Source organism: Amphiplicatus metriothermophilus, assembly GCF_900199215.1.
Taxonomy (GTDB): domain Bacteria; phylum Pseudomonadota; class Alphaproteobacteria; order Caulobacterales; family Parvularculaceae; genus Amphiplicatus; species Amphiplicatus metriothermophilus.
This window is the reverse complement of record NZ_FZQA01000009.1, coordinates 1-21485: the sequence shown is the minus strand read 5'-3', so window position 1 is coordinate 21485 and position 21485 is coordinate 1. Positions and strand designations below refer to the sequence as shown.

20 protein-coding genes are annotated in these 21485 nt (G+C 61.3%); 17 read left to right on the top strand and 3 right to left on the bottom strand.

The genetic code is table 11. The features are described from left to right. Window positions 1-10: 10 nt before the first annotated feature. The 8 genes from trbL (at window position 11) to CHB64_RS14085 (ending at window position 6575) form a co-directional block, all read left to right on the top strand. Window positions 11-1342: a P-type conjugative transfer protein TrbL gene (gene trbL / locus CHB64_RS14120; RefSeq protein WP_089413278.1), complete on the top strand. Its 1332-nt coding sequence runs from the start codon at window positions 11-13 to the stop codon at window positions 1340-1342. Continuing rightward, the gene (gene trbF, locus CHB64_RS14115) at window positions 1339-2037 is read left to right on the top strand and encodes a conjugal transfer protein TrbF (RefSeq protein ID WP_089413277.1); all 699 of its coding nucleotides are present in this window, start codon (window positions 1339-1341) and stop codon (window positions 2035-2037) included. The genes trbL and trbF overlap by 4 nt, the downstream gene beginning before the upstream one ends. Beyond that, a complete protein-coding gene (gene trbG, locus CHB64_RS14110; protein WP_089413276.1) occupies window positions 2034-3068 on the top strand; it encodes a P-type conjugative transfer protein TrbG in 1035 nt (344 codons plus the stop codon). Before trbF ends, trbG begins: the two co-directional genes overlap by 4 nt. Next, the gene (locus tag CHB64_RS14105) at window positions 3068-4363 is read left to right on the top strand and encodes a TrbI/VirB10 family protein (protein ID WP_089413275.1); all 1296 of its coding nucleotides are present in this window, start codon (window positions 3068-3070) and stop codon (window positions 4361-4363) included. The genes trbG and CHB64_RS14105 overlap by 1 nt, the downstream gene beginning before the upstream one ends. A 10-nt stretch (window positions 4364-4373) precedes the next feature. After that, entirely contained in the window at window positions 4374-4631 is a 258-nt protein-coding gene (locus tag CHB64_RS14100) for a DUF2274 domain-containing protein (RefSeq protein WP_089413274.1), read from the top strand. 3 nt (window positions 4632-4634) lie between these two features. Beyond that, window positions 4635-4943, top strand: coding sequence for a DUF736 domain-containing protein (locus tag CHB64_RS14095; RefSeq protein ID WP_089413273.1), 309 nt, complete (start codon window positions 4635-4637; stop codon window positions 4941-4943). Window positions 4944-5020: 77 nt separating this feature from the next. Further along, entirely contained in the window at window positions 5021-5647 is a 627-nt protein-coding gene (locus CHB64_RS14090; RefSeq protein ID WP_089413272.1) for a type IV toxin-antitoxin system AbiEi family antitoxin domain-containing protein, read from the top strand. Next, window positions 5637-6575, top strand: a complete 939-nt coding sequence (locus CHB64_RS14085; protein ID WP_089413271.1) for a nucleotidyl transferase AbiEii/AbiGii toxin family protein — start codon at window positions 5637-5639, stop codon at window positions 6573-6575. Before CHB64_RS14090 ends, CHB64_RS14085 begins: the two co-directional genes overlap by 11 nt. Window positions 6576-6603: 28 nt before the next feature. Here CHB64_RS14085 and CHB64_RS14080 read toward each other — a convergent pair whose 3' ends face one another. The 3 genes from CHB64_RS14080 to CHB64_RS14070 all read right to left on the bottom strand — a co-directional run bounded on the left by CHB64_RS14080 (window position 6604) and on the right by CHB64_RS14070 (window position 10741). Further along, a complete protein-coding gene (locus CHB64_RS14080) occupies window positions 6604-7236 on the bottom strand; it encodes a plasmid pRiA4b ORF-3 family protein (RefSeq protein WP_089413325.1) in 633 nt (210 codons plus the stop codon). A gap of 234 nt (window positions 7237-7470) precedes the next feature. Next, window positions 7471-8817, bottom strand: a complete 1347-nt coding sequence (locus CHB64_RS14075; protein ID WP_089413270.1) for a site-specific integrase — start codon at window positions 8815-8817, stop codon at window positions 7471-7473. Between the two features lie 190 nt (window positions 8818-9007). Continuing rightward, the gene (locus CHB64_RS14070; protein WP_089413269.1) at window positions 9008-10741 is read right to left on the bottom strand and encodes a recombinase family protein; all 1734 of its coding nucleotides are present in this window, start codon (window positions 10739-10741) and stop codon (window positions 9008-9010) included. 477 nt (window positions 10742-11218) lie between these two features. Here CHB64_RS14070 and CHB64_RS14060 point away from each other — a divergent pair, with 477 nt between their 5' ends. From CHB64_RS14060 to CHB64_RS14020, 9 genes are all read left to right on the top strand, one after another. Next, window positions 11219-11461, top strand: a complete 243-nt coding sequence (locus CHB64_RS14060) for a hypothetical protein (RefSeq protein ID WP_089413267.1) — start codon at window positions 11219-11221, stop codon at window positions 11459-11461. 21 nt (window positions 11462-11482) lie between these two features. Continuing rightward, window positions 11483-11716: a hypothetical protein gene (locus CHB64_RS14055; RefSeq protein ID WP_089413266.1), complete on the top strand. Its 234-nt coding sequence runs from the start codon at window positions 11483-11485 to the stop codon at window positions 11714-11716. A gap of 57 nt (window positions 11717-11773) precedes the next feature. Then, window positions 11774-12988 carry a tyrosine-type recombinase/integrase gene (locus CHB64_RS14050; protein WP_089413265.1) on the top strand — a complete coding sequence of 405 codons (1215 nt, stop codon included), beginning with the start codon at window positions 11774-11776 and terminating at the stop codon, window positions 12986-12988. 327 nt (window positions 12989-13315) lie between these two features. Then, entirely contained in the window at window positions 13316-13543 is a 228-nt protein-coding gene (locus CHB64_RS14045; protein ID WP_159462515.1) for a ribbon-helix-helix domain-containing protein, read from the top strand. 53 nt (window positions 13544-13596) lie between these two features. Further along, window positions 13597-15270 carry an Eco57I restriction-modification methylase domain-containing protein gene (locus tag CHB64_RS14040; RefSeq protein WP_375790388.1) on the top strand — a complete coding sequence of 558 codons (1674 nt, stop codon included), beginning with the start codon at window positions 13597-13599 and terminating at the stop codon, window positions 15268-15270. Between the two features lie 21 nt (window positions 15271-15291). Beyond that, window positions 15292-16032, top strand: coding sequence for a PaeR7I family type II restriction endonuclease (locus CHB64_RS14035; RefSeq protein WP_089413263.1), 741 nt, complete (start codon window positions 15292-15294; stop codon window positions 16030-16032). A 1-nt stretch (window position 16033) separates the two neighbouring features. Continuing rightward, the gene (locus CHB64_RS14030; RefSeq protein WP_089413262.1) at window positions 16034-18187 is read left to right on the top strand and encodes an AAA family ATPase; all 2154 of its coding nucleotides are present in this window, start codon (window positions 16034-16036) and stop codon (window positions 18185-18187) included. A gap of 17 nt (window positions 18188-18204) precedes the next feature. Beyond that, window positions 18205-19917 (top strand): ATP-dependent nuclease, encoded by a 1713-nt coding sequence (locus CHB64_RS14025; RefSeq protein WP_159462514.1) that lies wholly within the window; start codon window positions 18205-18207, stop codon window positions 19915-19917. Further along, window positions 19910-21355 (top strand): UvrD-helicase domain-containing protein, encoded by a 1446-nt coding sequence (locus tag CHB64_RS14020; protein ID WP_089413260.1) that lies wholly within the window; start codon window positions 19910-19912, stop codon window positions 21353-21355. The genes CHB64_RS14025 and CHB64_RS14020 overlap by 8 nt, the downstream gene beginning before the upstream one ends. The last annotated feature ends 130 nt before the right edge of the window (window positions 21356-21485 follow it).

Below are 21485 nucleotides of genomic sequence, written 5' to 3'. Positions count from 1 at the left end.
GGCACAGGCGATGGGCGACCTCAACGTCATCGATCAGTTCACGGATACATTCGTCAGCTATATCGATTCCGGCTTCGGCTTGCTGACGCCGGACGTCGCCTTCCTCACGACCATCCTGATCGGGATCGACATCACGCTTGCCGGCCTCTTCTGGGCCTTGGCCGACGACAAGGCGGTTATCCCGGCGCTAGTACGCAAGGTGCTTTATGTCGGCGCCTTCGCTTTCATCCTGAACAATTTCGCATTCCTCGCGAACGTCATCTTCGACTCGTTCGCAGGCCTTGGCTTGCGCGCCACCGGTGCGCCGATCAGCGCCGCCGACCTGATGCGCCCCGGCTTCGTTGCGGCGACCGGCTTTGACGCGGCGCAGCCTTTGCTGGCGGAAGTCAGCGACCTCATTGGCCCAATAGCCTTCTTCGAAAACTTCGTGCAGATCGCCGTGCTGATGGTCGCCTGGCTCATCGTGCTCCTGGCTTTTTTCATTCTCGCGATCCAGCTCTTCATCACCATTCTCGAATTCAAGCTGACGACACTCGCAGGCTTCGTGCTCGTGCCCTTCGCGCTGTGGAACAAGACCGCGTTCCTCGCCGAGCGGGTGCTCGGCAACGTGATCGCCGCCGGCATCAAGCTGATGGTGCTCGCCGTCATCGTCGGGATCGGCTCGACCCTGTTCGGCGCTTTTGCGGCGTCGTTCTCGGGCGGCGACATCACCATCGAGCAGGCGCTTTCGACCGTGCTTGGTGCACTCGCGATCTTCATGCTCGGGATCTTCGGCCCCGGCATCGCGGCAGGCCTCGTCTCCGGCGCGCCGCAACTCGGCGCCGGCGCCGTCGTCGGGTCCGCCGCAGGTCTTGCGCTTGGCGGCGCGGCGGCCGGCGGTCTCGCCATGGGTGGAGCCCGTGCACTCGGAGTTGGGGTGAGCGGTGCGACGAGAGCGGCCGCCTCCGTCGCCGGCGGAGCAAGCACCGCCTATGGCCTCGGGCGCGGCGCCTCGGGTAGCTCAGGTCCAGCGGGTGTCGCGGCCGGCGTCGCCGGCATGGCCCGCGCTGGCGTCGGCGCGGTCGGACAGGGTATCCGCAACGTCGCTGACCGGGCGACCGCCGGCGTTCGCCGGTCCTTTTCCGATGGCGCGCGCGGCGCCTTCACCGCCACCGGCGGCGCACTTCCCGGCGGAACCGATATCCCGGCCGCGACCGCGGCAGCGAGCGGCGCGCCGGATTGGGCGCAAAGGCTGCGGCGCGAGCAGCGGATGCGCGAGGGCGTAAGCGTTGCCGCGCACACCGTCCGAGACGGCGACCGGCCCGTATCCGGCGAGAACCCACGGCTCAGGGATGACGAATGATGTTCAAGAGATCGACCACCACCTATGGCAATACGCCCGAACCGGTGACGCCTTACCAGAAGGCGGCGCAAGTCTGGGATGAGCGGATCGGCTCCGCCCGCGTTCAGGCTAGGAACTGGCGGCTCATGGCCTTCGGTTGTCTGGCGCTTGCGGTCGGTCTTTCCGGCGGCGTTGTCTGGCAGGCGGGCCGCAGCACGATCACGCCCTATGTGGTCGAGGTCGATAAACTCGGCGAGGTGCGCGCCATCGGGCCGGCCATCTCCGCTTATGAGCCGACCGACGCCCAGATCGCCTACACCCTGGCGCGCTTCATCGAGAATGTCCGCTCACTGTCGATCGATCCGATCGTCGTGCGCCAGAATTGGCTCAGGGCCTATGACTTCACCACAATCGAGGCCGCGAACACCCTCAACGAATATGCCCGCGAGAACGATCCCTTCTCAAAAGTCGGCCAGCGCACCGTCACCGTTGAAGTGACGAGTGTCGTGCGCTCGTCCGCGGGCAGCTTCGACGTGCGTTGGCGCGAACAAACATTCGAGAACGGATCGCTCGCAGGCACGACCCGCTACACCGCCGTTCTCTCCATTCTCCTCCAGCGCCCGCGCACCGAAGAGACGCTGAGGAAGAACCCGCTCGGCATCTACGTCCGCGCGCTCAATTGGAGCCGCGACCACATCCCCGGAGACAACCAATGAAGAAAATCGCTATCCTCACCATTTCCGGCTTGCTCGCGGCCTGCGCCCACAAGGAGCTTCCGCCCGAGATCAGCTACGACAGCGCCGATTTCGATGCGGCGACGCTCGCCGCCGAGCCGCCACGTCCCGTCCGCATCGTCACGCTGCCCGAGCCGCTGCCATTGCCCGGGCAATTGAAGCCTGCGCCGAAGGGCGGCGAGCCGCCGGCGCCGGACACACGTTCGGCGGAAGAGCGGGTCGAGGACGCCAATGCTGCGGCCGCCATGGAGCCGAGCGCGGATGGCTATATCAACGCCATTCAGGTCTATCCCTATACGGAGGGTGCGCTCTATCAGGTCTATACGGCGCCGAGCCAGGTAAGCGACATCGCTCTTCAGAAGGGCGAGAAGATCGTCTCCGTCTCCGCCGGCGATACGGTGCGCTGGGTCATCGGCGACACGGTGAGCGGCGGTGGAGAAAACGCCCGCGCCCACGTGCTGGTCAAACCCATCAAGGAAGACCTCAAGACCAATCTCGTCATCATCACCGACCGACGCGCCTATCATCTGGAGCTTACGAGCACGCCCGAGACCTATATGGCCTCGGCGTCCTGGACGTATCCCCATGACGCGCTTCTGGCGCTTCGCCGGGACAACAGAACGGCGGAAAAGGCCGTTACCCAAGTCGTCGATACGGGCCTCGATATCGACAAGCTGCGCTTCCGCTATGCCGTGAGCGGTGACAGTCCGCCCTGGCGGCCGGTTCGCGTCTTCGACGATACGCACAAGGTCTATATCCAATTCCCGGCGCGGCTTGACCAGGGCGAGGCGCCGCCGCTCTTCGTCGTCGGGCCGGACGGGGACAACCTGCTCGTCAACTACCGGGTGCGCGGGCGCTATTACATTGTCGATCGCCTCTTCGCCGCCGCCGAACTCCGGCTCGGCGAAGACCCGCAACAGGTCGTGCGCATCACCCGCACCGATGGCCGTCCCCACGTCACCAGCCGTGATCGGTCCGACACCGTCGGCGCGTTCGACGCCGGAGACCGCTGATGGCGCCATCCTGCGACGACGAACTGAGGCATGCCATTCCGCCGGATGCCAGCGCCGCCAAGGTCGATGCGGAAGCGCTCGCTCTGCGCGCCAAGCCGCGCCCGGTGACACGGATCAACCGCCGTGTGCTGATTTTGCTCTCCGGCACGGGGCTTCTTCTGATCTTCGGCGCGACCATCTTCGCCCTCGATCCGCCGCGCTTGTTCGACCGCGACGAAGCCGGCCGTGAGCTCATCCGAACCGAAAACACGCCGACGCCCGAAGGGCTGGAAGGCCTACCGCGCAATTACGGTGATCTGCCGAAACCGGTCGAACTCGGACCGCCCCTGCCGGGCGATCTCGGCGGCGCCATACTGGATAAGGAACGCGAGCTTGGCGTCGGGCCGTCGCCCGATTTGCCGTTCCGTCCGAACCCGGAGGATGACGCAGCCCGCGCCGAGCGCATCCGCCAGGCGCGGCTTGCGAGCCAAGGCCGCGAATCCGGCGTCTTCTTCCAGCTCTCGACGCGGACGGCTGGCGCGGCGAATACGCCGGCCACAGTTGGCAGCGCGACTCCTGCGCTAAGCCCGGCGGACCGCAATCCCTTCAATGGCCTCAGCGCGGCGGAGGGCGATCAAGGACTCGGGCTCGATCTCCAAAACGACCAGAACCTCCAGGGCCGCAAGCTCGACTTCCTGAAGCAGGGGGTCGAGACGAACATCTATAACCCCCACGCGCTTCAGGACCCGGCCTCGCCCTACCAGGTGATGGCGGGGACCATCATCCCGGCGAGCCTTGTGACCGGCGTCAACTCTGACCTGCCAGGCCGCGTCATCGCGCAGGTGACTGAGAATGTCTTTGACACGGTTTCGGGTCGCTATCTCTTGATCCCGCAGGGCGCGCGCATCATCGGGACCTATGACAGCGTCATCGCCTTCGGGCAGAGTCGCGCGCTGGTCGTCTGGCAACGGATCATCATGCCCGACGGGTCCTCGGTCGTGATCGACAATCTGCCGGCTACGGACGTTGCGGGTTATGCCGGCCTCGAAGACGAGGTCGATTTCCATACCTGGCGGCTCCTGAAGGGAATCGTGCTTTCGACGCTTCTCGGCGTCGGGACGGAGCTCTCCTTCGGCGACGACGAGGGCGATCTCGTCAAGGCGATCCGCGAGTCGACCCAGGACAGCGCCAACCGTGTCGGCCAGCGCATCACCGAACGCAACTTGGGCATCCAGCCCACCATCACCATCCGGCCCGGCTGGCCGCTTCGCATCATCGTGCATTCGGACCTGGTGCTCAGGCCTTACCGCGGATGAGGAGACGCCGATGACCCTCAAGCTCGACAAACTCCCCGACCGCGAGCCAGCGAAGATCGCCTTCACCGCGAGCCCCGAGCTCAAAGCCGCCCTCAATGATTACGCCGAAATCTACCGGCGCACCTACGGCCACAAGGAGGGCGTCGCCGATCTCATTCCCTTCATGCTGGAGGCGTTCATGAACGCCGACCCCGGCTTCAAGCGGGCGCGCAAAGAGCTCGAAAACGCACGCTCATCTTCCCAATCAACCAAAGCAACGGAGATTTGAACCATGGCTACGATAGGCAGCTTCACCGCCGGCAAGGACGGCTATGTCGGAACGATCCGGACTCTGACGGTTAACGTCAAGGCGAAGATCGTCGCCAATGATGCGAAGAAAAGCGAAGGCGCTCCGGACTTCCGCGTCTACGCCGGCCGAGCCGAGCTCGGCGCCGCCTGGAAAGCCAGGACCAACGGCGAGGCGCCGCGCGACTATCTCAGCGTCCAACTCGACGACCCGAGCTTCCCCGAGCCCATCCGCGCGGCTCTGTTCGAAGAGGATGGCGCGGCGTTCCTGGTCTGGAATCGGCGGGAGGGGTAGGATTTTGCTTGCGGGACGTCCTGTTTCTGATGTAACAATATGTCGGAAGTTACACGCAACAACCGACGATTCGTTACATGGAAGAGCCCCGTCAATCCACGCAGCGCGATCTCGCCGTCAGCCTCATCGAACGGCACGGCATTATGCGCCTATCTGACCTGAAGGACCACGGGGTGAATCCGGCGACGCTGGCGCGCCTGGTCGAAGAGGGCGTCCTGCAAAAGCCGTCGCGCGGGCTTTACGAGCTCTTCGGCGCCGATATCGAAGCGGCGCACAATCTTGCCGAAGTCGCCAAGCGCGTCCCGAAAGGGGTGATCTGCCTGATTTCGGCGCTCCAGTTTCACGAGATCACGCTTCAGCTTCCCCGCAGCGTCTGGATCGCCATTGGCTCCAAAGACCGCAAGCCGGCGCTCGACTATCCGCCACTCCGCGTCGTCCGCTTCGGCGAGAAGGCGCTGAGGCTCGGCGTTGAAACTCACACCATCGATTCCGTACCGGTGCGCATCTTCGATCCTGCGAAAACCATCGTCGATTGCTTCCGTTTCCGGAATACCGTCGGCCTCGACGTGGCGCTTGAGGCGCTGCGCATGGGCTGGCGCTCTCGCAAGGCAAAGCCCGACGACATTGTCCGGTACGCTCAGGCGCTACGCATCTGGAGCGTGGTGCGGCCCTATCTCGAAAGCGTCGTCGCCGATGAAGGATAAGCCCGCCAATATTCCGGCATCTGTCCTCGCCAGACTTCGTAATGTGGCGCGGGAGAAGGGCACGGACTACCAACTTATATTGCGCCGCTACGCCATCGAACGGCTGCTCCATCGGCTCAGTGTTTCTCCCTATCGAGAGCGGTTCGTTTTGAAAGGGGCCATGCTCTTTACAGTTTGGCTTGAGGATCCATTTCGGCCGACGCAGGACCTTGACCTTCTTGGATACGGCGATCCTGACATAGCGCCGATCGAAGAGACATTCCGTGCGATCTGCCGGATCGTGGCGGAGGACGAAGACGGATTGGCGTTCGACGCCGAAGGGCTGAATGCGGAACCGATCCGCGAGGATCAGGAATATGGCGGCGTTCGCGTGAAAACGATGGCCTTTCTCGGCAAGACCAGAATCCCTGTGCAGATCGATATCGGCTTCGGCGACGCGATCACGCCCGCGGCGCAGGAATTGGAATTCCCGCCGCTGCTTTCCTCCAAGGGGCCGCACCTGAAAGCCTATCCCAAGGAAACCGTCGTCGCCGAAAAGCTTCAGGCGATTGTCGCGCTCGGCCGCGCCAACAGCCGGATGAAGGATTTTTACGATCTGCTCGTGCTGTCGCGACTGTTTGCCTTCGAAGGCGGGGTCCTTGCTTCGGCTATCCGGGCGACATTTGATCGCCGTGGGACGATTATTCCGGCGACGCCGCCCGATGGTCTGTCTCAGGAATTCGCGGGGAACCAGGTCAAACAACGCCAATGGACGGCGTTCGTCAGGCGCGAGCCGTTGCTGATCGCCGCGCCGACTCTCGGCGAAACAATCAACGAGATCGCGGATTTCGCGATGCCGGCGATCAAAGCAGTAGTAACCGGCGGCGAATTCAATCTCAGATGGGCCGATGGCGGGCCATGGAAGGCGATATCGCCTGCACCGCGATGAAGCCTTGCCGCCAGGCCCCACAATCACGTCATGTCGCCTTCGGGCGTAATCTCTTACGGGCGGCATTGCGCCGATTGGCGATGCGTAAAAGCGCATATTTGATCGGCAGTTCGTCGAAGAAATGCGGGTCGCGCTCGTCCAGCCATTCGCGCACCTCCTCATGGTCCGGATGTTCGGGATCGCCATAGGCATCGAGCAGTTCGTAAAAGCCGGGAACGCCGCCGCAGTCTTCCGGCGGCGCCGCGCGTTCGCCGCCGAGATAACGCGGATAGCTTGTGTCCGGATCGCCTTGCCGGATATCGGTGACAGAGACGTTCATGCGCCAGTCGTCGCCGAAGTCGTAGACATAGGTAAGAACGGTTTTGTCGTCTTTGCAGATGTCGCGCAGGCGCACCGAGCCGGCCTTGCGGCAGGGCTTATCCCCCCAATCCATGTCGTCCACGGGCGGGATATAGCGGTAATTCTCGTCGGAAAATTCCCATAAGTGATAGTCGCACCAGCCCATGAGCTGTTGGATGGTCTCGTGCAGCGCCTTGAGCGTCATGGACGTTGGCGCTTCCATTTCGCGCCAGATGGGCGGTTCGATATCTTCGAGCTCGACGCGAATGGTCGCGATTTCGTTGAAGCTTTCAAGGCCTTCGGCGGGTTTGGCAGGCGGCATTAACATGGTTCTTTCGTTCGGGCGTCCGGAGCGAATCAGCAGCTCGTCGTTTGCTTGAGTCGGAGAAAGCCATATTTCATACATGGCTTTCGCCGATTTCGACAAAGTCATCGATCTTTAGCCCGCCCCGGTATTCATGGGAAAGTTATTCGGCTCGGACGGGCCAAGACGCCTTTTTCTCTCATGGCGTGCGAGCGGACGGGAGCCTCTGTCAAATCCGCGAAGGCCCCTTCATCAAATCTCATCGTCGCTGTGGGGCGCTGAGCCGCGCCCATTCCGCTGGCTTTTGAACGTCTCCCGTGCGGCTTGGCGGGTCAACGCCTTTACGATGGCTTGCAGATGGGGCGTGATTTTCTCAGAGAAATCGTCCGTACTATGGTCGTCAGGCGCGTCCGCGGAAGAAACCTCCGGTATTTCCTTGCCGTCGCCGTTCGCGGAATCCGATATCTTCTCTGCGATCCGATCTGCCGCAGATTTGATCGGGTCATTCGCAAGATGCGCGTAGCGCGCCGTCGTTTGCACTTGCGTATGGCCGAGAAGCTTGCCGATCATGGGCAGGCCTTCGCCGACGAGGAGGCCGCGGCTGGCGAAGGAGTGGCGCAGGTCATGGAGCCGGAGGCCGTCGAGCTTGGCTGACTTTCGGATGCGCCGCCACGGGTGCTGTAGGTCCGTCAGATGCGCTCCAGGATTTTTCCCGGTAATGACGAATTCGTTGTCTTCGAGTTTCTTGATCCCTTTGAGCCGCTCTACGGCGGCGGAACCGAGGTGAACAGTCTTGGGGCCGGTCTTTGAATCCGGCAACCGAAGCTCCCGTGCGTCGAGATCGACGTAGTCCCATTTGAGGGTCATGATTTCGCCCAGGCGGCAGCCGGTGAGCATGAGCAGCCATATGGCGTCGATCGCCGATTGGGTTTCGGTCTTTTCCACTTCGGCTTGCCGCAGCGCGTCGCCGAGCTGTTTGTATTCAGCGTCCGACAGGAAGCGCTCTCGCTTCACTTCCTTGTATTTCTTGACATGCCGACAGGGGTTCGAGCCGTCGGGACGAATGCCCCAAATCTCGGCGAGATTGAACATCTTGGAGAGCACGCCAAGGGATCGATTGGCCTGATAACGCTTGTCGCGCAGGTCGTGATGGAACTTCGCGATATCGGACCGGTCGATGTCTATAACCTTGCGCGTTCCCATCTTGGGATTAATGAACAGCTCCACCGACCGGCGGTATTCGCGCTCGGTCGTCTTGCGGCAGTGCGTGGGAACATAGTCGTCGAGAAAACGCTGGCCCAACTCCTTCATGGTGGGCGACTTCCGCATGCGGGAATACTGGGCGGAGGGGTCGGAGCCTTCCTTGGCGTCCGCGATGATCCCGCGCGCTTTGGTTCGGGCCTGTTCCACGGTGATCGAGCCGTGCCGGCCGATGGTCATTTTGATCTGCCGGCCTCGGCAGCGGCATTTGACGATATAGGCCTTCCGCCCTGTCGGGTGCACGCGCACGCCGAAGCCCGGCAACTCGTCGTCCCAATGGACAACTTCGGCGGCTTCGGGCTTCAAGGAATCGACGACGCGTTTGGTAAGTTTCGGCATTGTGCGGCTCCTGATTTGCGCTTCATGCCGGAGGGTTCCAGGGACCATATAGGTACCACTTGGAGGCAAATTCGCGCTATCTGCCGCATAGTCTATCAAACTTGTTGAGTCAAAATAAGCCCGTTTATTCAGCGTGTTATGAAGTTTCCGCCACTATGGTCCAGCGTGAGAAAATTGTTGCGAATCGTTCTCATAACCTGAAGGTCGCAGGTTCAAATCCTGCCCCCGCAACCACCTTAACCTGCTGAATGAGATCGGCCGTCCGGGCATCTGGGCGGCCTTTTTCGTTCCCGCCTTGCAGGACAAGGCGGCTTCCCTTCCCCGCAACCAGCTTCTCCTGCAACGGGCCGCCCTGATCGGGCGGCCCTTTTGCGTTTGCGGCAAGGCTCAGGATTCCGGCGAGATCGCCAAAGAGGTCGATTTCCAGCTTGCCTTCCGCGTTCGGGGTCAGCGTGATCCGGTCGATGAGCGAGCGCAGGATGTCCGCGGCTTCGCCCCGGTTCTCTTCGGCGGTGAGGACGGCGGCAAGGCGCGCGACCTGCGCCCGGTAATGCGCCGCCATGCCGGGATGCAGCAGCACCGGCTCTTCCTTGGTGCCGGCGAGCTGCGCTTCCAGTTCCTCCCGCCGCGCCGTGATGCGGGCGAGATCATCCTTGACCTCGGAGGCGGGCACGCCGTCCTTGATCGCCTGAATGATATTCTCGCGCGCCCTCGCGAGCTTGCCGAGTTCGGCTTTCGCGGCGGCGAGCGTCGCGTTCTTCTCGCCGCGCAGCTTGTTGAGATACCGCGTGTACTCCTCGCAAAATTCTTCCATCAGCGCGGGGTCCATCAGGCGCGATTGCAGGGCGGCGATCACGCGCCCCTCCAGATCGTCCTGCCGGATGACAAGGCGGTTTTCGCACATGCCCTTGTTGCGCGCGGTCGAGCAGCCATAGTGGCTCTGCGAAACCTTGCTGAATCCCCCGCCGCAGCAACCGCACTTAAGCAGGTAGGACAGCAGCATGCGTGGGCGCTGCTTTTCATGAAAGGCGGGCAGCTTGCGCAGCGCGCCCTGCCGTTCCTTCACCCGGTCCCATAAATCCTGTTCGATGATGCGCAGCTCGGGAACGTCCTTGACGATCAGGGCGGATTCATCGTTAAGACGCGAGACGCGCCTGCCGGTGTCGGGATTCTTGACATAGGCGAGGCGGTTCCACACGAGCCGTCCGATATACAGCTCGTTATTCAGGATGCCGGTGCCGCGGCGCCAGTTGCCGTTGATGGTGGACGGCCCCCAGCCCCCCATTCCCTTCCTAGAGCCGGAGGGGCCGGGAATCTTCCGCTTGTTGAGCGCGTGGGCAATCGCCTTGGGCGATTTGCCGGAGGCATATTCATTGAAGATATGGCGGACGATCGCGGCTTCCTGTTCATTGATGCGGCGCTCGCCGCGTTCGGGTTCGCCGGCGTCAGTGAACTTTTTCACCACGTCATAGCCGTAGGAGTTGCCGCCGCCGGACCTGCCCGCCTCGACACGACCGCGCAGGCCGCGCCGCGTCTTGTCGGCGAGGTCCTTGAGATAGAGCGCGCCCATCGTGCCCTTGAAGCCGATATGCAGCTCGGCAATCTCGCCTTCCGAGAGCGTCACCATCGCGACGCGGGCAAAGCGCAGGCGCTTGTAGACACCGGCGATGTCTTCCTGGTCGCGCGAGATGCGGTCGAGGGACTCGGTGAGGATGAGATCGAACTTGTGCCCTTGCGCATCCTGCATCAGCGCCTGAATGCCGGGGCGCACCAGACTCGCGCCGGAGATCGCGTGATCGCTGTAGCGCTTGACGATTTTCCAGCCCTCGCGCGCGGCGCGCTCCTCGCACAGGCGCACCTGATCCTCGATCGAGGCTTCGCGCTGCTTGTCCGATGAATAGCGGGCGTAGATCGCGGCTCTCATGGCTTATCCCCGGCAGATGAATCCATAAGATAAGCATCCTCGGGACTCGGGCTCAAATTGTTTTCGTAAGTTTGGCGCGCGAGATCGCGGGCGAGCAGCCGGGCGAGCGCGGCAAGGCCGGGATGGGGCGCTGTGCCCTCCGCCTTCTTCTTGCGCGCTGTCTTGCCGTCGCTTCGCATACCGTCAAGATGGCGAAGCCGCACCCGCTTTTCCTGATTACGCGCTGGTCAACGGGCCGACCGGAACGGCGGACAATGGCAGGTTGCAGCGGGTTGAAACGGAGAGCGGCGGACTGGCGCGGGTCACGGCGAGTCAGAGTCCGCGGAAACTGGCTTCCAGCAAGGGTTTCCTAATATTAGCGCAATATAATTGCTTAACGTTGCCTTAATATTCACAGTTGTATTATGGAATTACCAAGATATTTATTTAGGACTTACTTAGATGAAAAATAGACGAGGACCATTTGATTCGGGAGTCTTGACTATCAGCTACAAGGAGCTGGGGACCATCAGCATCGAAGAGCAAATTCATGCTCTGGTCGAAGACGGGAAGGCGCTCAAGGAAATTTATAACGTCCAGTTCGTGAAGGCGGCCCGCGTCAAGCTGTTCGTGACCAACGAATATGGCGAGATCATCAAGGTGCGCCGGCCCGGCGGCGGCTACATCCATTACATGGACACGCATCATTACCGGCCCGCCTGCCTCGATTACGACTTATAGGCCGAAAGGAGGGCGAGGTGATTGAAGCCACCATGTTACATCGATCTTGAACAGGCGCGGCAGCTGCTCGCCGAGATGGGCGTCGAACTGAATGAGCGGCAGATGAAACGCGCCGCAGACAGGGACGCGAGCGGACGCAGGAAGCTTCCTTTCTTTGTCGATCCGGTTGACGGCAGGCTCAGGATCGAGAAGGGAACGCTGGTTCGCATTTACAGGGAAGCGCAGATCGAAGCGGAGAACAGCGCGAAGCAGTAATATAAAAAATCAGTTTTTTCTTGAGTTTACAGAGTCAATATTTAATCATGTTGAGTAATGTCAGATATAAGAAAAAGGGTAGGCAGGAAAGGCACGACTTACCAAGTACGATACCCGAGTAAATCATCGAAAACAGGCTATGCCTATGCCACCTTTAGTACGTTGAAGGAGGCGCGGAATTTTGTTGAGAGCGGTGGCACTCGCGCCAACCAAAGCGTTCGCCAATGTGAAATCAAAACCGTTGGGCAAGCCGTCGATAAGTGGCTCGCCATCTGCGTGAAGGAAGGTCGCGACGGACGCGACCCTATTACAAGGCATACTGAAAAAACCTACGGTCGCCGCGCCGAAGTCATGAAAGCCTACGAATGGGGCAAGGCCCTACAGGAGCTTCAGGCACCGGACATCGTTGAATTTCGGTCCTGGCTCTTGTCCCGCCACAGCCGCTATCAGGCCCACAAAGTGCTGTCGTCTTTTCATTCCGTCATGAAGGAAATGGCTCTGCGCGGCCACATTGCAAGCAATGTTGCGGCAGGGATCAGCATCCGGGCCGACTCCCGGTACGACGAGCCGGTGGTCATACCAACGCCAGCCGACGTACAGGCGCTGCTCGCTGCCGCCGACCGGCTTGCGAATTCCAAGAATAAGCAGACGGCCCGCACATGGGAGCGCTATCGCCCCATGCTTTACCTCGCCGCGGACACCGGCATGCGTCCGCAGGAGTATCTTGTCATTCAACCGTTCAACATCACGGAAGAAGGCGCGAAAGTGGATCGGGCGCTGGAAGGCGGCGGCTACAAGCTATCCGTTCCCAAGACAGCGGCTGGTCGCCGCACTATCGAAATCAGTCCGCAGACGCGCGAACTCGTGACACATTACCGCGATCACAAGATGATTCCGAACAAGTTCGACCTTCTCTTTCCGACCTCGACCGGCCGTTGGCAGAGCATCGATAATTGGCGCAAGCGCGGGTTCTACGCCGTCTGCTGCGAAGCCGGCTTGATGAAGACGGTCGAAGAAGATGGAGAGACCGTTGAGCGCCCGAAATACAAACCGTATGACCTGCGGCACTTCTATGCGTCGATGCTGATCGAGCGGAGGACAAACTTGAAGAAGATACAGAAGCTCATGGGGCACGAAGACATCAAAACCACACTGAACATTTATGGACACCTTATCGAAGCGGCGGAGACACGCGACGATAGCAGTGTCGGTCTGCTTTCAATTTTGACCGCTCGAAATTCTTGTGGCGAATCTGTGGCGAGTCCTCTGTAAGCCGCAGAAACTGTGGCTTTCAGCGAGCCCTGTCACGGCTGAGGTCGCGGGTTCAAGTCCCGTCGCTCGCGCCATAATAAAATCAATAGCTTAGAAGATACTTACGGAAAGAAATCGGCCCTTCGGGGCCGTTTTTGCCACAGCGGGCCGGTCCTCTGGAACCCGCAGAAATCCGCCATTGTCCGTTTCGGCCCGTTTCAGCTTGTGGCGCGTTTGTGGCGAGGATTATGTCCAGTCGATGGGCTCTCTCGTTTTCCCCAGATTTAGTAGCTTGCCATTTCCAGTGGGCTAGTTATCGTGGTGTCGGATATGACACTATGCATCACCATGATGGCCATGCCGAACCGCAGAAAACACAAGCCGATGAAGAGGATCACGGTAACCGTCGATCCCGATGACTACGCGGCCTTTGACCGGCTCGCGCAGGAGGGCGAGGTTACCGCATCCTGGTTGATTCGCCGCTCGATGCGCGAGTTCCTGGAGCGCCGCGACAAGGATGGCGCCGTGGCCCTCAATATCGGACCGGCGCGCCGCCGTGCGGCAGGAGGCGCCTGAGCATGGCTGAACCGGCGATCGACCAGCGGCTGCGTCAAGCGTCCTTTCCCGGAATGTGTCCGATCGAGGACGCGCTTGAATTGCTTTCGACCGCCGGCATCGAGGAGCGCGGCGCTGTCTTTACGCGCCGCGAGGTGGTGGACTTCATTCTCGATCTCGTCGGCTACACCCCTGACCGGCCACTTCACGAAAAGCGCCTGCTAGAGCCGTCAGTCGGGCACGGCGACTTCCTGCTTGCCGCGATCGAAAGATTGATCGCGGCATGGAAAGCCCGCGCGCCGGACGCCCCGGCGACAAGTCTCGCCGGCTGCATCCGCGCGGTCGAGCTGCACCGCGCTTCGTTTGAGGAAACGCGCGGCAAGGTCGGCGCGCTTCTGCGCAAGCGCGGAATAGCAAGCCGCGACGCCAAGCAGCTCGTAGGGGCGTGGCTGACGCAGGGCGATTTTCTTCTGACCCCGCTTTCCGGCAGCTTCGATTACGTCGTCGGCAATCCGCCCTATGTCCGGCAGGAACTGATCCCGGACGCGCTGATTGCCGAGTACCGCGCGCGCTACCGCACCGTCTTCGATCGCGCGGACATCTATATCCCGTTCATCGAGCGCTCGCTGACCGCCCTCGCAGAAGGCGGCGCCCTCGGCTTTATCTGCGCCGACCGGTGGATGAAGAACCGCTATGGCGGTCCGCTGCGCCAGATGGTGGCCGAGCGCTTTCACCTGAAAATCTATGTCGATATGTACGACACGCCGGCTTTCCACAGTGACGTGATCGCCTATCCAGCCATTACCGTGATTGTCAGGGAGAAGCCGGGACGCACCCGCGTTGCGCGGCGTCCCGCCATCGAGAAGACCGCGCTTGATTATCTCGCGGCTATGTTGCTTGCCACGCAGGCGCCCGATCCGAAGGGGCCAGTGAAGGAGATGGCCGGGATCACCGCAGGAGCGCAGCCGTGGATTCTCGACTCATCTGACCAGCTTGAACTTGTTCGCCGCCTGGAGCGGGACTTCCCGCCCATCGAAGACGCGGGCTGCAAGGTTGGCATCGGCGTTGCGACCGGTGCCGATGACGCCTTTATCGGCCCGTTCAAAGAGCTGGACGTGGAGGACGACCGCAAGCTGCCGCTTGTCATGACGCGGGACATTCTGTCCGGCGCGGTTCAGTGGCGCGGCCTTGGCATCGTCAATCCGTTTGCAGATGGCGGCGGTCTGGTCGACTTGGGCAAGTATCCGCGCCTGCGGGGTTACCTTGAGGCGCGCAAGGACCAGATCGCAAAACGCCATGTCGCGCAGAAGGCGCCCGCCAACTGGTACCGAACCATCGACCGGATTTATCCGGAACTGACGTGGCGCCCCAAGCTGCTGATCCCGGACATCAAGGGCGAAGCACATATCGTCTATGAGGGCGGCAAGCTGTATCCGCACCACAATCTTTACTTCATCACATCGGAGGAATGGGACTTGCGCGCCTTGCAGGCTGTGCTGCTTTCAGGCATCGCGCGGCTGTTCGTGGCGACATACTCAACGCGCATGCGCGGCGGTTATCTGCGCTTTCAGGCGCAGTACCTCCGGCGTATCCGTCTGCCGCGCTGGGCTGACGTTGCCGATGGAATTAAAAAAGAACTTGTTGCCGCCGCGCAAAAGGGCGACGTGAGCGCCTGCAACAGCGCCGTCTTCAGGCTTTACGGCCTTTCGAAGAATGAGCGCGCCGCGCTCGGCGGCAACGGCGAATGACCAAGGGGATGCGGGGGCTACGTGACGATTAATCTTGCGAATTATGAAGTGAAGGCGCGCGAAGCGGTTCAGGCCTTTTGGGGGAACCGGGAAAAAGCGAGGCAGAAGCAAATCGAATCCGGAAACGTCGATCAGGGCGAGCGCGCCGGCGTCACGGCGGGCAAAAATATGGACGGCTTTATCGCGCTTGTCATTGATCTGGTTCGTGCCAACGGCCTTGATCATGCCGCTATTCACCGCGAGCGGGCTGTCGTCACGCTGCCGGGATATTTCCGGCCGACCAAGCTTTGGGATTTGCTTGTCATCAATGAAGGCCGTCTGATCGCGGCGCTTGAATTCAAGAGCCAGGTCGGGCCGTCCTTCGGCAACAACTTTAACAACCGGACCGAGGAAGCGATCGGCACTGCGCACGATTTGTGGGTTGCCTATCGCGAGGGCGCCTTCGGCAAGCAGCCGCGCCCATTTGTCGGCTGGATGATGATGGTCGAGGACGCACCGGAGTCACGCCGGCCCGTGACGGATCGCTCGCCGCACTTCCCGGTATTCCCGGAGTTTCAGGGCGCGTCGTATCTCAAGCGCTACAACCTGCTCTGCCAGAGACTCATGCAGGAGCAGCTTTATTCCGTCGCCTCCGTCATCGCGTCGCCGCGCACGGCGTCGGCGGACGGCGCCTATCAGGAGCTGGACGGCATGACCGGTCTCAAGACGTTCGTCACGGAGCTGGCCGGCCACATAGCGGCGGAGGCGGCACGGGGGGTGTGAGATGAAAGCTGTTCGATTCAGAATTCAGAACTACCGCAACATCGACGACAGCGGCTGGATTCCCCTGGAGCGGGTCACAAACTTCGTCGGACGAAACGAGTCCGGCAAAACTGCGCTTCTCAAGGCGCTCCACAAGTTCAATCCGGCGACGCCCGAGCCGTATGATCCGCAGAGAGAATTTCCACGCGACCGATACACGCGCGACTACATCGCGAAAGGGTCAAAAGGCGGCGACTGGCCCGTCTGTTCCGTCGCCTTCGCCTTGCCGGATGGGTTGAAGACCGAAATCGCCGCGCTTCTTGAGCCGGGACAGGCGGCGCCCAATGAAGCCGTCGTCACCCGTTACTACGACAACTCGCTGCTCTTCGAGTATGAGCCGGAGATTGATGAGAAGGATCTGACTTCGGACTCCATCGTCAAGGCGCTCGGCACGTTCGCCGGTAGCGCCCGGCGACTCGCCGCGCCCGCGCCCGAACAGGAGGAAGCGACCGCTGCGCTGCGCACCGCACTCGCCGAATGGGCGACAGGCTGGCAGGACAAGCTCAAGGCGGCGGGCGATTTGCGGAACGCGGAGGGCGCGAAACTGCTTGGCGCGCTTCGCAGCGAATCGGAGAAGAAGAGCAATCCGCAAACCGCCGATATGGTTGAGGCGCTTCAGACCGCGATCACGCCGGTTCTTGAAGCCGCCACGCGCGGTCCCGTGCCGGACCGGATTGACGGGCTGATCAAGGCCAAGCTGCCCGTTCTCATCTACTTCGAGGACTACGGCGTTCTCGACAGCGCGATATGGCTGCCGCGATTCCTCGAAGACCTTGCCCGCGACAAGACCGATGCGCGGGTGAGAACGATCAGCGCCATGTTCAGGCATGTCGGCCTCGACCCGAAGGAAATCGCGGACCTCGGCGCCGAGGAAGCGCAGAACACCCGCAAGCAGGGCAACCAGCCGTCCGCCGACGTGATCGCCAAGGATCAGCGCCGGAAGGAAGAGCGGGCGATCCGGCTCAATTCCGCATCGCTTGACATCAGCAAGCGGTTTTCCGCGTGGTGGTCGCAGCGGCGGCACAAGATACGCTACCACGCCGACGGCGATTATTTCCGCATCTGGATTGCCGATGACCGGCGGCCTGATGTGGAGATCGAGTTGGAGGCCCGCAGCAAGGGCTTCCAGTGGTTCTTCTCATTCTATCTGGTCTTCCTTGTCGAATCCGAGGAAGGCCACAAGGACGCGATTCTGCTGCTGGACGAGCCGGGACTGCACCTGCATCCGACCGCACAGCAGGAGCTGATCACGTTTTTCGAGAATCTGTCGGAAAAGAACCAGCTTCTCTATTCGACGCACTCGCCGTTCCTGATCGACGGCGAGCATCTGCATCGCGTCCGGCCCGTCACCGAGGATGACACCGGCCACTCCCACATCAGCGTTGAAACCTGGCCGAAGGATCGCGAGACGATCTTCCCGCTGCAAGCCGCCGCCGGTTACGCAATGGTGCGCGGGCTATTCCGGCACACAAAGAACGTCCTCGTCGAGGGCATGAGCGACTACTACTACCTGCATGCGCTTTCGCAGCAGTGCGGCGCGACGAAGCGCGCCGCACTTCCGGCGGACATCTATATCACCGCTTGCGGCGGCACGAAGCTTGTCGGCCAGTTCGCTTCCCTGTTCCTCGCCCAGGAAGTCCGCCCGCTTGTCCTTCTTGACGGTGATGACGCCGGGCGCGTGCGGCGCGACGCCCTGATGAAAGAACTGTACGCGGGGCACGACAGCGGAATCCTCATGCTTGACGACGTGCTCGGGCGCGCAGGGCAGGAGGTCGAAGTCGAAGACATTCTGGGCGAAGATATCATCCTGCCCGCCGTGAAGGCGGTGGTTGGCAAGGCGATCAAGCTTACCGACGCGGACCGCAAGGCAGGCAGCCTGCCCAGCGCCATCAAGGCCGCCGCCAAGCGTCAGGGCATTGATTTGCCCGACGGGTGGAAGGCTTCTGTTGCCATCCATCTTGTATCGGAATGGGCCGAGAAGCGGACTCAGCTTCCCGATCCGGTGCTCGCGCAAGCCGAGACGCTTTTCAAGGGGATCGCCGAGCGGTTTACTGCCGGGCTCTCGACTGGAGTCCAGACAACCGCCGAAGGCCGGCGAGCGCGCGCCGCGTCCTAGAAGGAGGGTTTCGGCGCATGCGGATACGGCATTTATCAGTGCGAAATTTTCGAGGTATCCGTGAACTTGACTGGCCGGTCCCCGACCGGAACCTTCTTTGTCTGATCGGGCGCGGCGACTCCACCAAATCGACAATCCTTGAAGCCCTGCGCCGCGCCTTCCATCCGCAGTGGAATTTGACTTTCGATGATGCTGACTTCCATCTCTGCAATCCCGCCAATCCCATCACGATAGAAGCGGTCCTTGGCGATTTGCCGGATGAGTTTCGCGACCTTGAGAAATACGGTCACTGGCTGTGCGGCTGGAATACCGAGACGCTTGCGCGGGCGGACGATCCCGGTGACGCTCTGGAAGATGCGCTGCGGGTCCGTCTCATGGTCAAGGATGATCTTGAGCCGGCCTGGACAGTTATCAAGAACGATGAGGATGACGGCGTTCCGTTCAGAGCGAGCGACCGGGCGAAGGTAGCGGTCAGCCTCATTGGCGCGATTTCCGACCGGCATCTAACCTGGTCGCGCGGATCAATCCTGAGCCAGCTCACCGAAACTGAAAACATCTCCTCATCATTGGCCGGTGCGGCGCGTGCGGCCAAGGCTGCACTGGAAGCCCGGCGCGCGCAGGATTTGACCGCCTTTGACGCCGTGGCGGAAACGGCTGAAACGACCGCCCGCGCTCTCGGCGTCAACATTGCCGCATCCTACAAGGCGCACCTCGACACCGAGGCTATCAACGTCCGGATTGCGGGTCTTGCCCTGCATGACGGCGACATGCCGTTGCGGCAGTTGGGCCTCGGCTCCAAGCGCATGCTCACCACCGGCCTGCAAAAGCAGGCGCTACGCGCACCGCATATCACCCTGTTTGACGAAGTTGAGGTAGGGCTTGAACCGCATCGCATCGCCCGCCTCTTGCAGCATTTGAAGCAAGACGATACCGGGCAATATTTTCTGACCACCCATTCGCCAGTCGTATTGCGCGAACTCACTGTGGCCGATCTTCATATCGTCCATTGCGATCGCGGACGCATTGATGTGGTGGCCGCGAACAAGCCCGCGATTTCCGATTCCATTCAGGGCAAAATCCGATCCGGCGCCGAAGCGTTTCTCGCGCCCAAGATCGTCGTCTGCGAAGGCGCTACCGAAGTCGGCTTTCTGCGCGGACTGGACGATCATTGGGTTGCGGCGGAAGACAAGCAATCCTTTGCCTATCGCGGCGTCGCTCTGTTTGATGCCAACGGGGCAAGCAAGATTAGGGAGATAGCCGAGAATCTGAAAGCACTCGGGTACGATGTGGCTGCCCTCGCAGATTCCGACGAGCCGGACCAATTCTCTGATGCCGATGCCCAGGCACTGCGGGGCGCCGGAGTTACGGTCGCAAAATGGCATGGCGCGCTATCCATAGAAGAGCGTGTGTTCGCGGACCTGCCGTGGGCCGCCGTGATGGCGTCTTTTGGCGCGGCGCGCGCGATCTGGGGTGACGATGGCCGCCTGCTTGACCAGGTACAGACCCAATTCGGCCAAGCCTTCGACCGCAACTTCGAAGGATGGGCCGACTCACCGCAACTGCGTACCGCACTCGGAAAGGCCGCCAAGACCAGCGACTGGTTCAAGCGGCAAAGCTGGGGCCGCGAGTGGGCGTCGGCAATTTCGGGCTACCTGGCAGATGACGCCATCCGCGCAAGCGATCTGGTCCGGCAGCTCACCAGCTTGCGGGACTGGATCGACAATGTGTGAGCTTTCCGCAATCCTTGCCGCCCATGATGCCGGGGCGGGCTACGTCGTCGCGCCTGCCGGGTACGGCAAGACCCATCTGATTGCGGAATCCACGTCGCATAGCGCCGGGCGGCAACTTGTTCTGACGCACACATACGCGGGCGTGAACGCTCTCCGGCGCAAGATGCGCGAGCTGGGCGTCAGTTACAGGCTTTACCACATCGACACGATTGCAAGCTGGGCGCTGCGGCTGTGTCTTTCCTACTCGGCTACATCGGGCTGGAACACGGAACGGCCCGATGGCAATGAGCAATGGAGTGCGTTGTACGAGGCATGCGCGCGTCTGCTCGATTGTGCGTTTATCCGCAGGATCGTCCGCTCTTCCTACGCCGGGCTTTATGTCGATGAGTATCAGGACTGTTCGACAGCCCAGCACGGCATTGTCCTCAAGCTGGCGCGCGACCTGCCAACCCGGATACTCGGCGATCCGTTGCAGGGGATATTCGATTTTGAAGGGCAGGCCCCCGTGGATTGGGAGAGGGACATCGCAGGTGCCTTCCCGCTTCTCGGGCAGCTCGACGTGCCGCATCGCTGGATACGCGCGGGGGCCGATAATCTCGGTAACTGGCTGTCAGTGGTTCGCACCCGGCTGGAACGTGGAGAGCCCATTGATCTTGCCAACGGCCTTCCGGCGGAGGTTACGTTTCGGCGTGCCGATAACGAGGGTGCGCTGTTTCAGGCGCAGGGCAATACGTGCCGATACTTTAACTGCGACCGCCAGCATACGGTCATCGCCATTCACAAAGGGAGCCAGCAGTACAAGGCGAAGTGTCATGTTCTTGCGCGGAATCTGTCCGGCAGGTTCTCCTCGATCGAGGAGATCGAAGGCAAATCGTTATTCTCGTTCGTTGCCAAGATCAGCAGGGCACGGACCAATGCAGCGTGCCTCAAGCAAGTCATCGCGCTGGCAAAGCTCTGCATGACCGCTGTTGAAGCCAATCTTCCCGCCGCAACGATCCGGGGCGAGCACGTCAATATCCGGGTAAACACACGCAATCCCGAAGCGGCGCAGCGGGCGAACGAATATCTGGCCCAGGCCGGCAGCGCGGAGATGGCCCGGTTACTTATGGCGCTCAGGGTGACACCGGGCATAGAGGTTGTTCGTTCAGACCTGTATGGCCGGGTGATGGGTGTGCTGCGCAAGCATACTCTCCATCCGGAATTTTCTCTCGCGGAAGCGGCTGAAAAATATCACGGCGAGTTCCGTTACAAGGGCCGTCCGGTTGGACGGCGCAAGCTCATCGGCACGACTCTTCTGGTCAAGGGGCTTGAATTCGATCATGCCATCGTCCTCGACGCCGCATCCCTGTCGAAGAAGGAACTGTATGTGGCGCTCACACGCGGCGCGCGATCACTAACGATTGTTTCGAACAACCCGGTACTGACCCCTGGCGACTAGGTCCTATTAAAGAATTCTGCGCGTGCGGCGTTGCCTGACCCGACCCCTTTGAACGCAGCCACGAACAAGGAAACAAATGGCTGCATTCAAGGAGATAGAGAATGTCGGGAAAACGATATCGCCCAGAAGA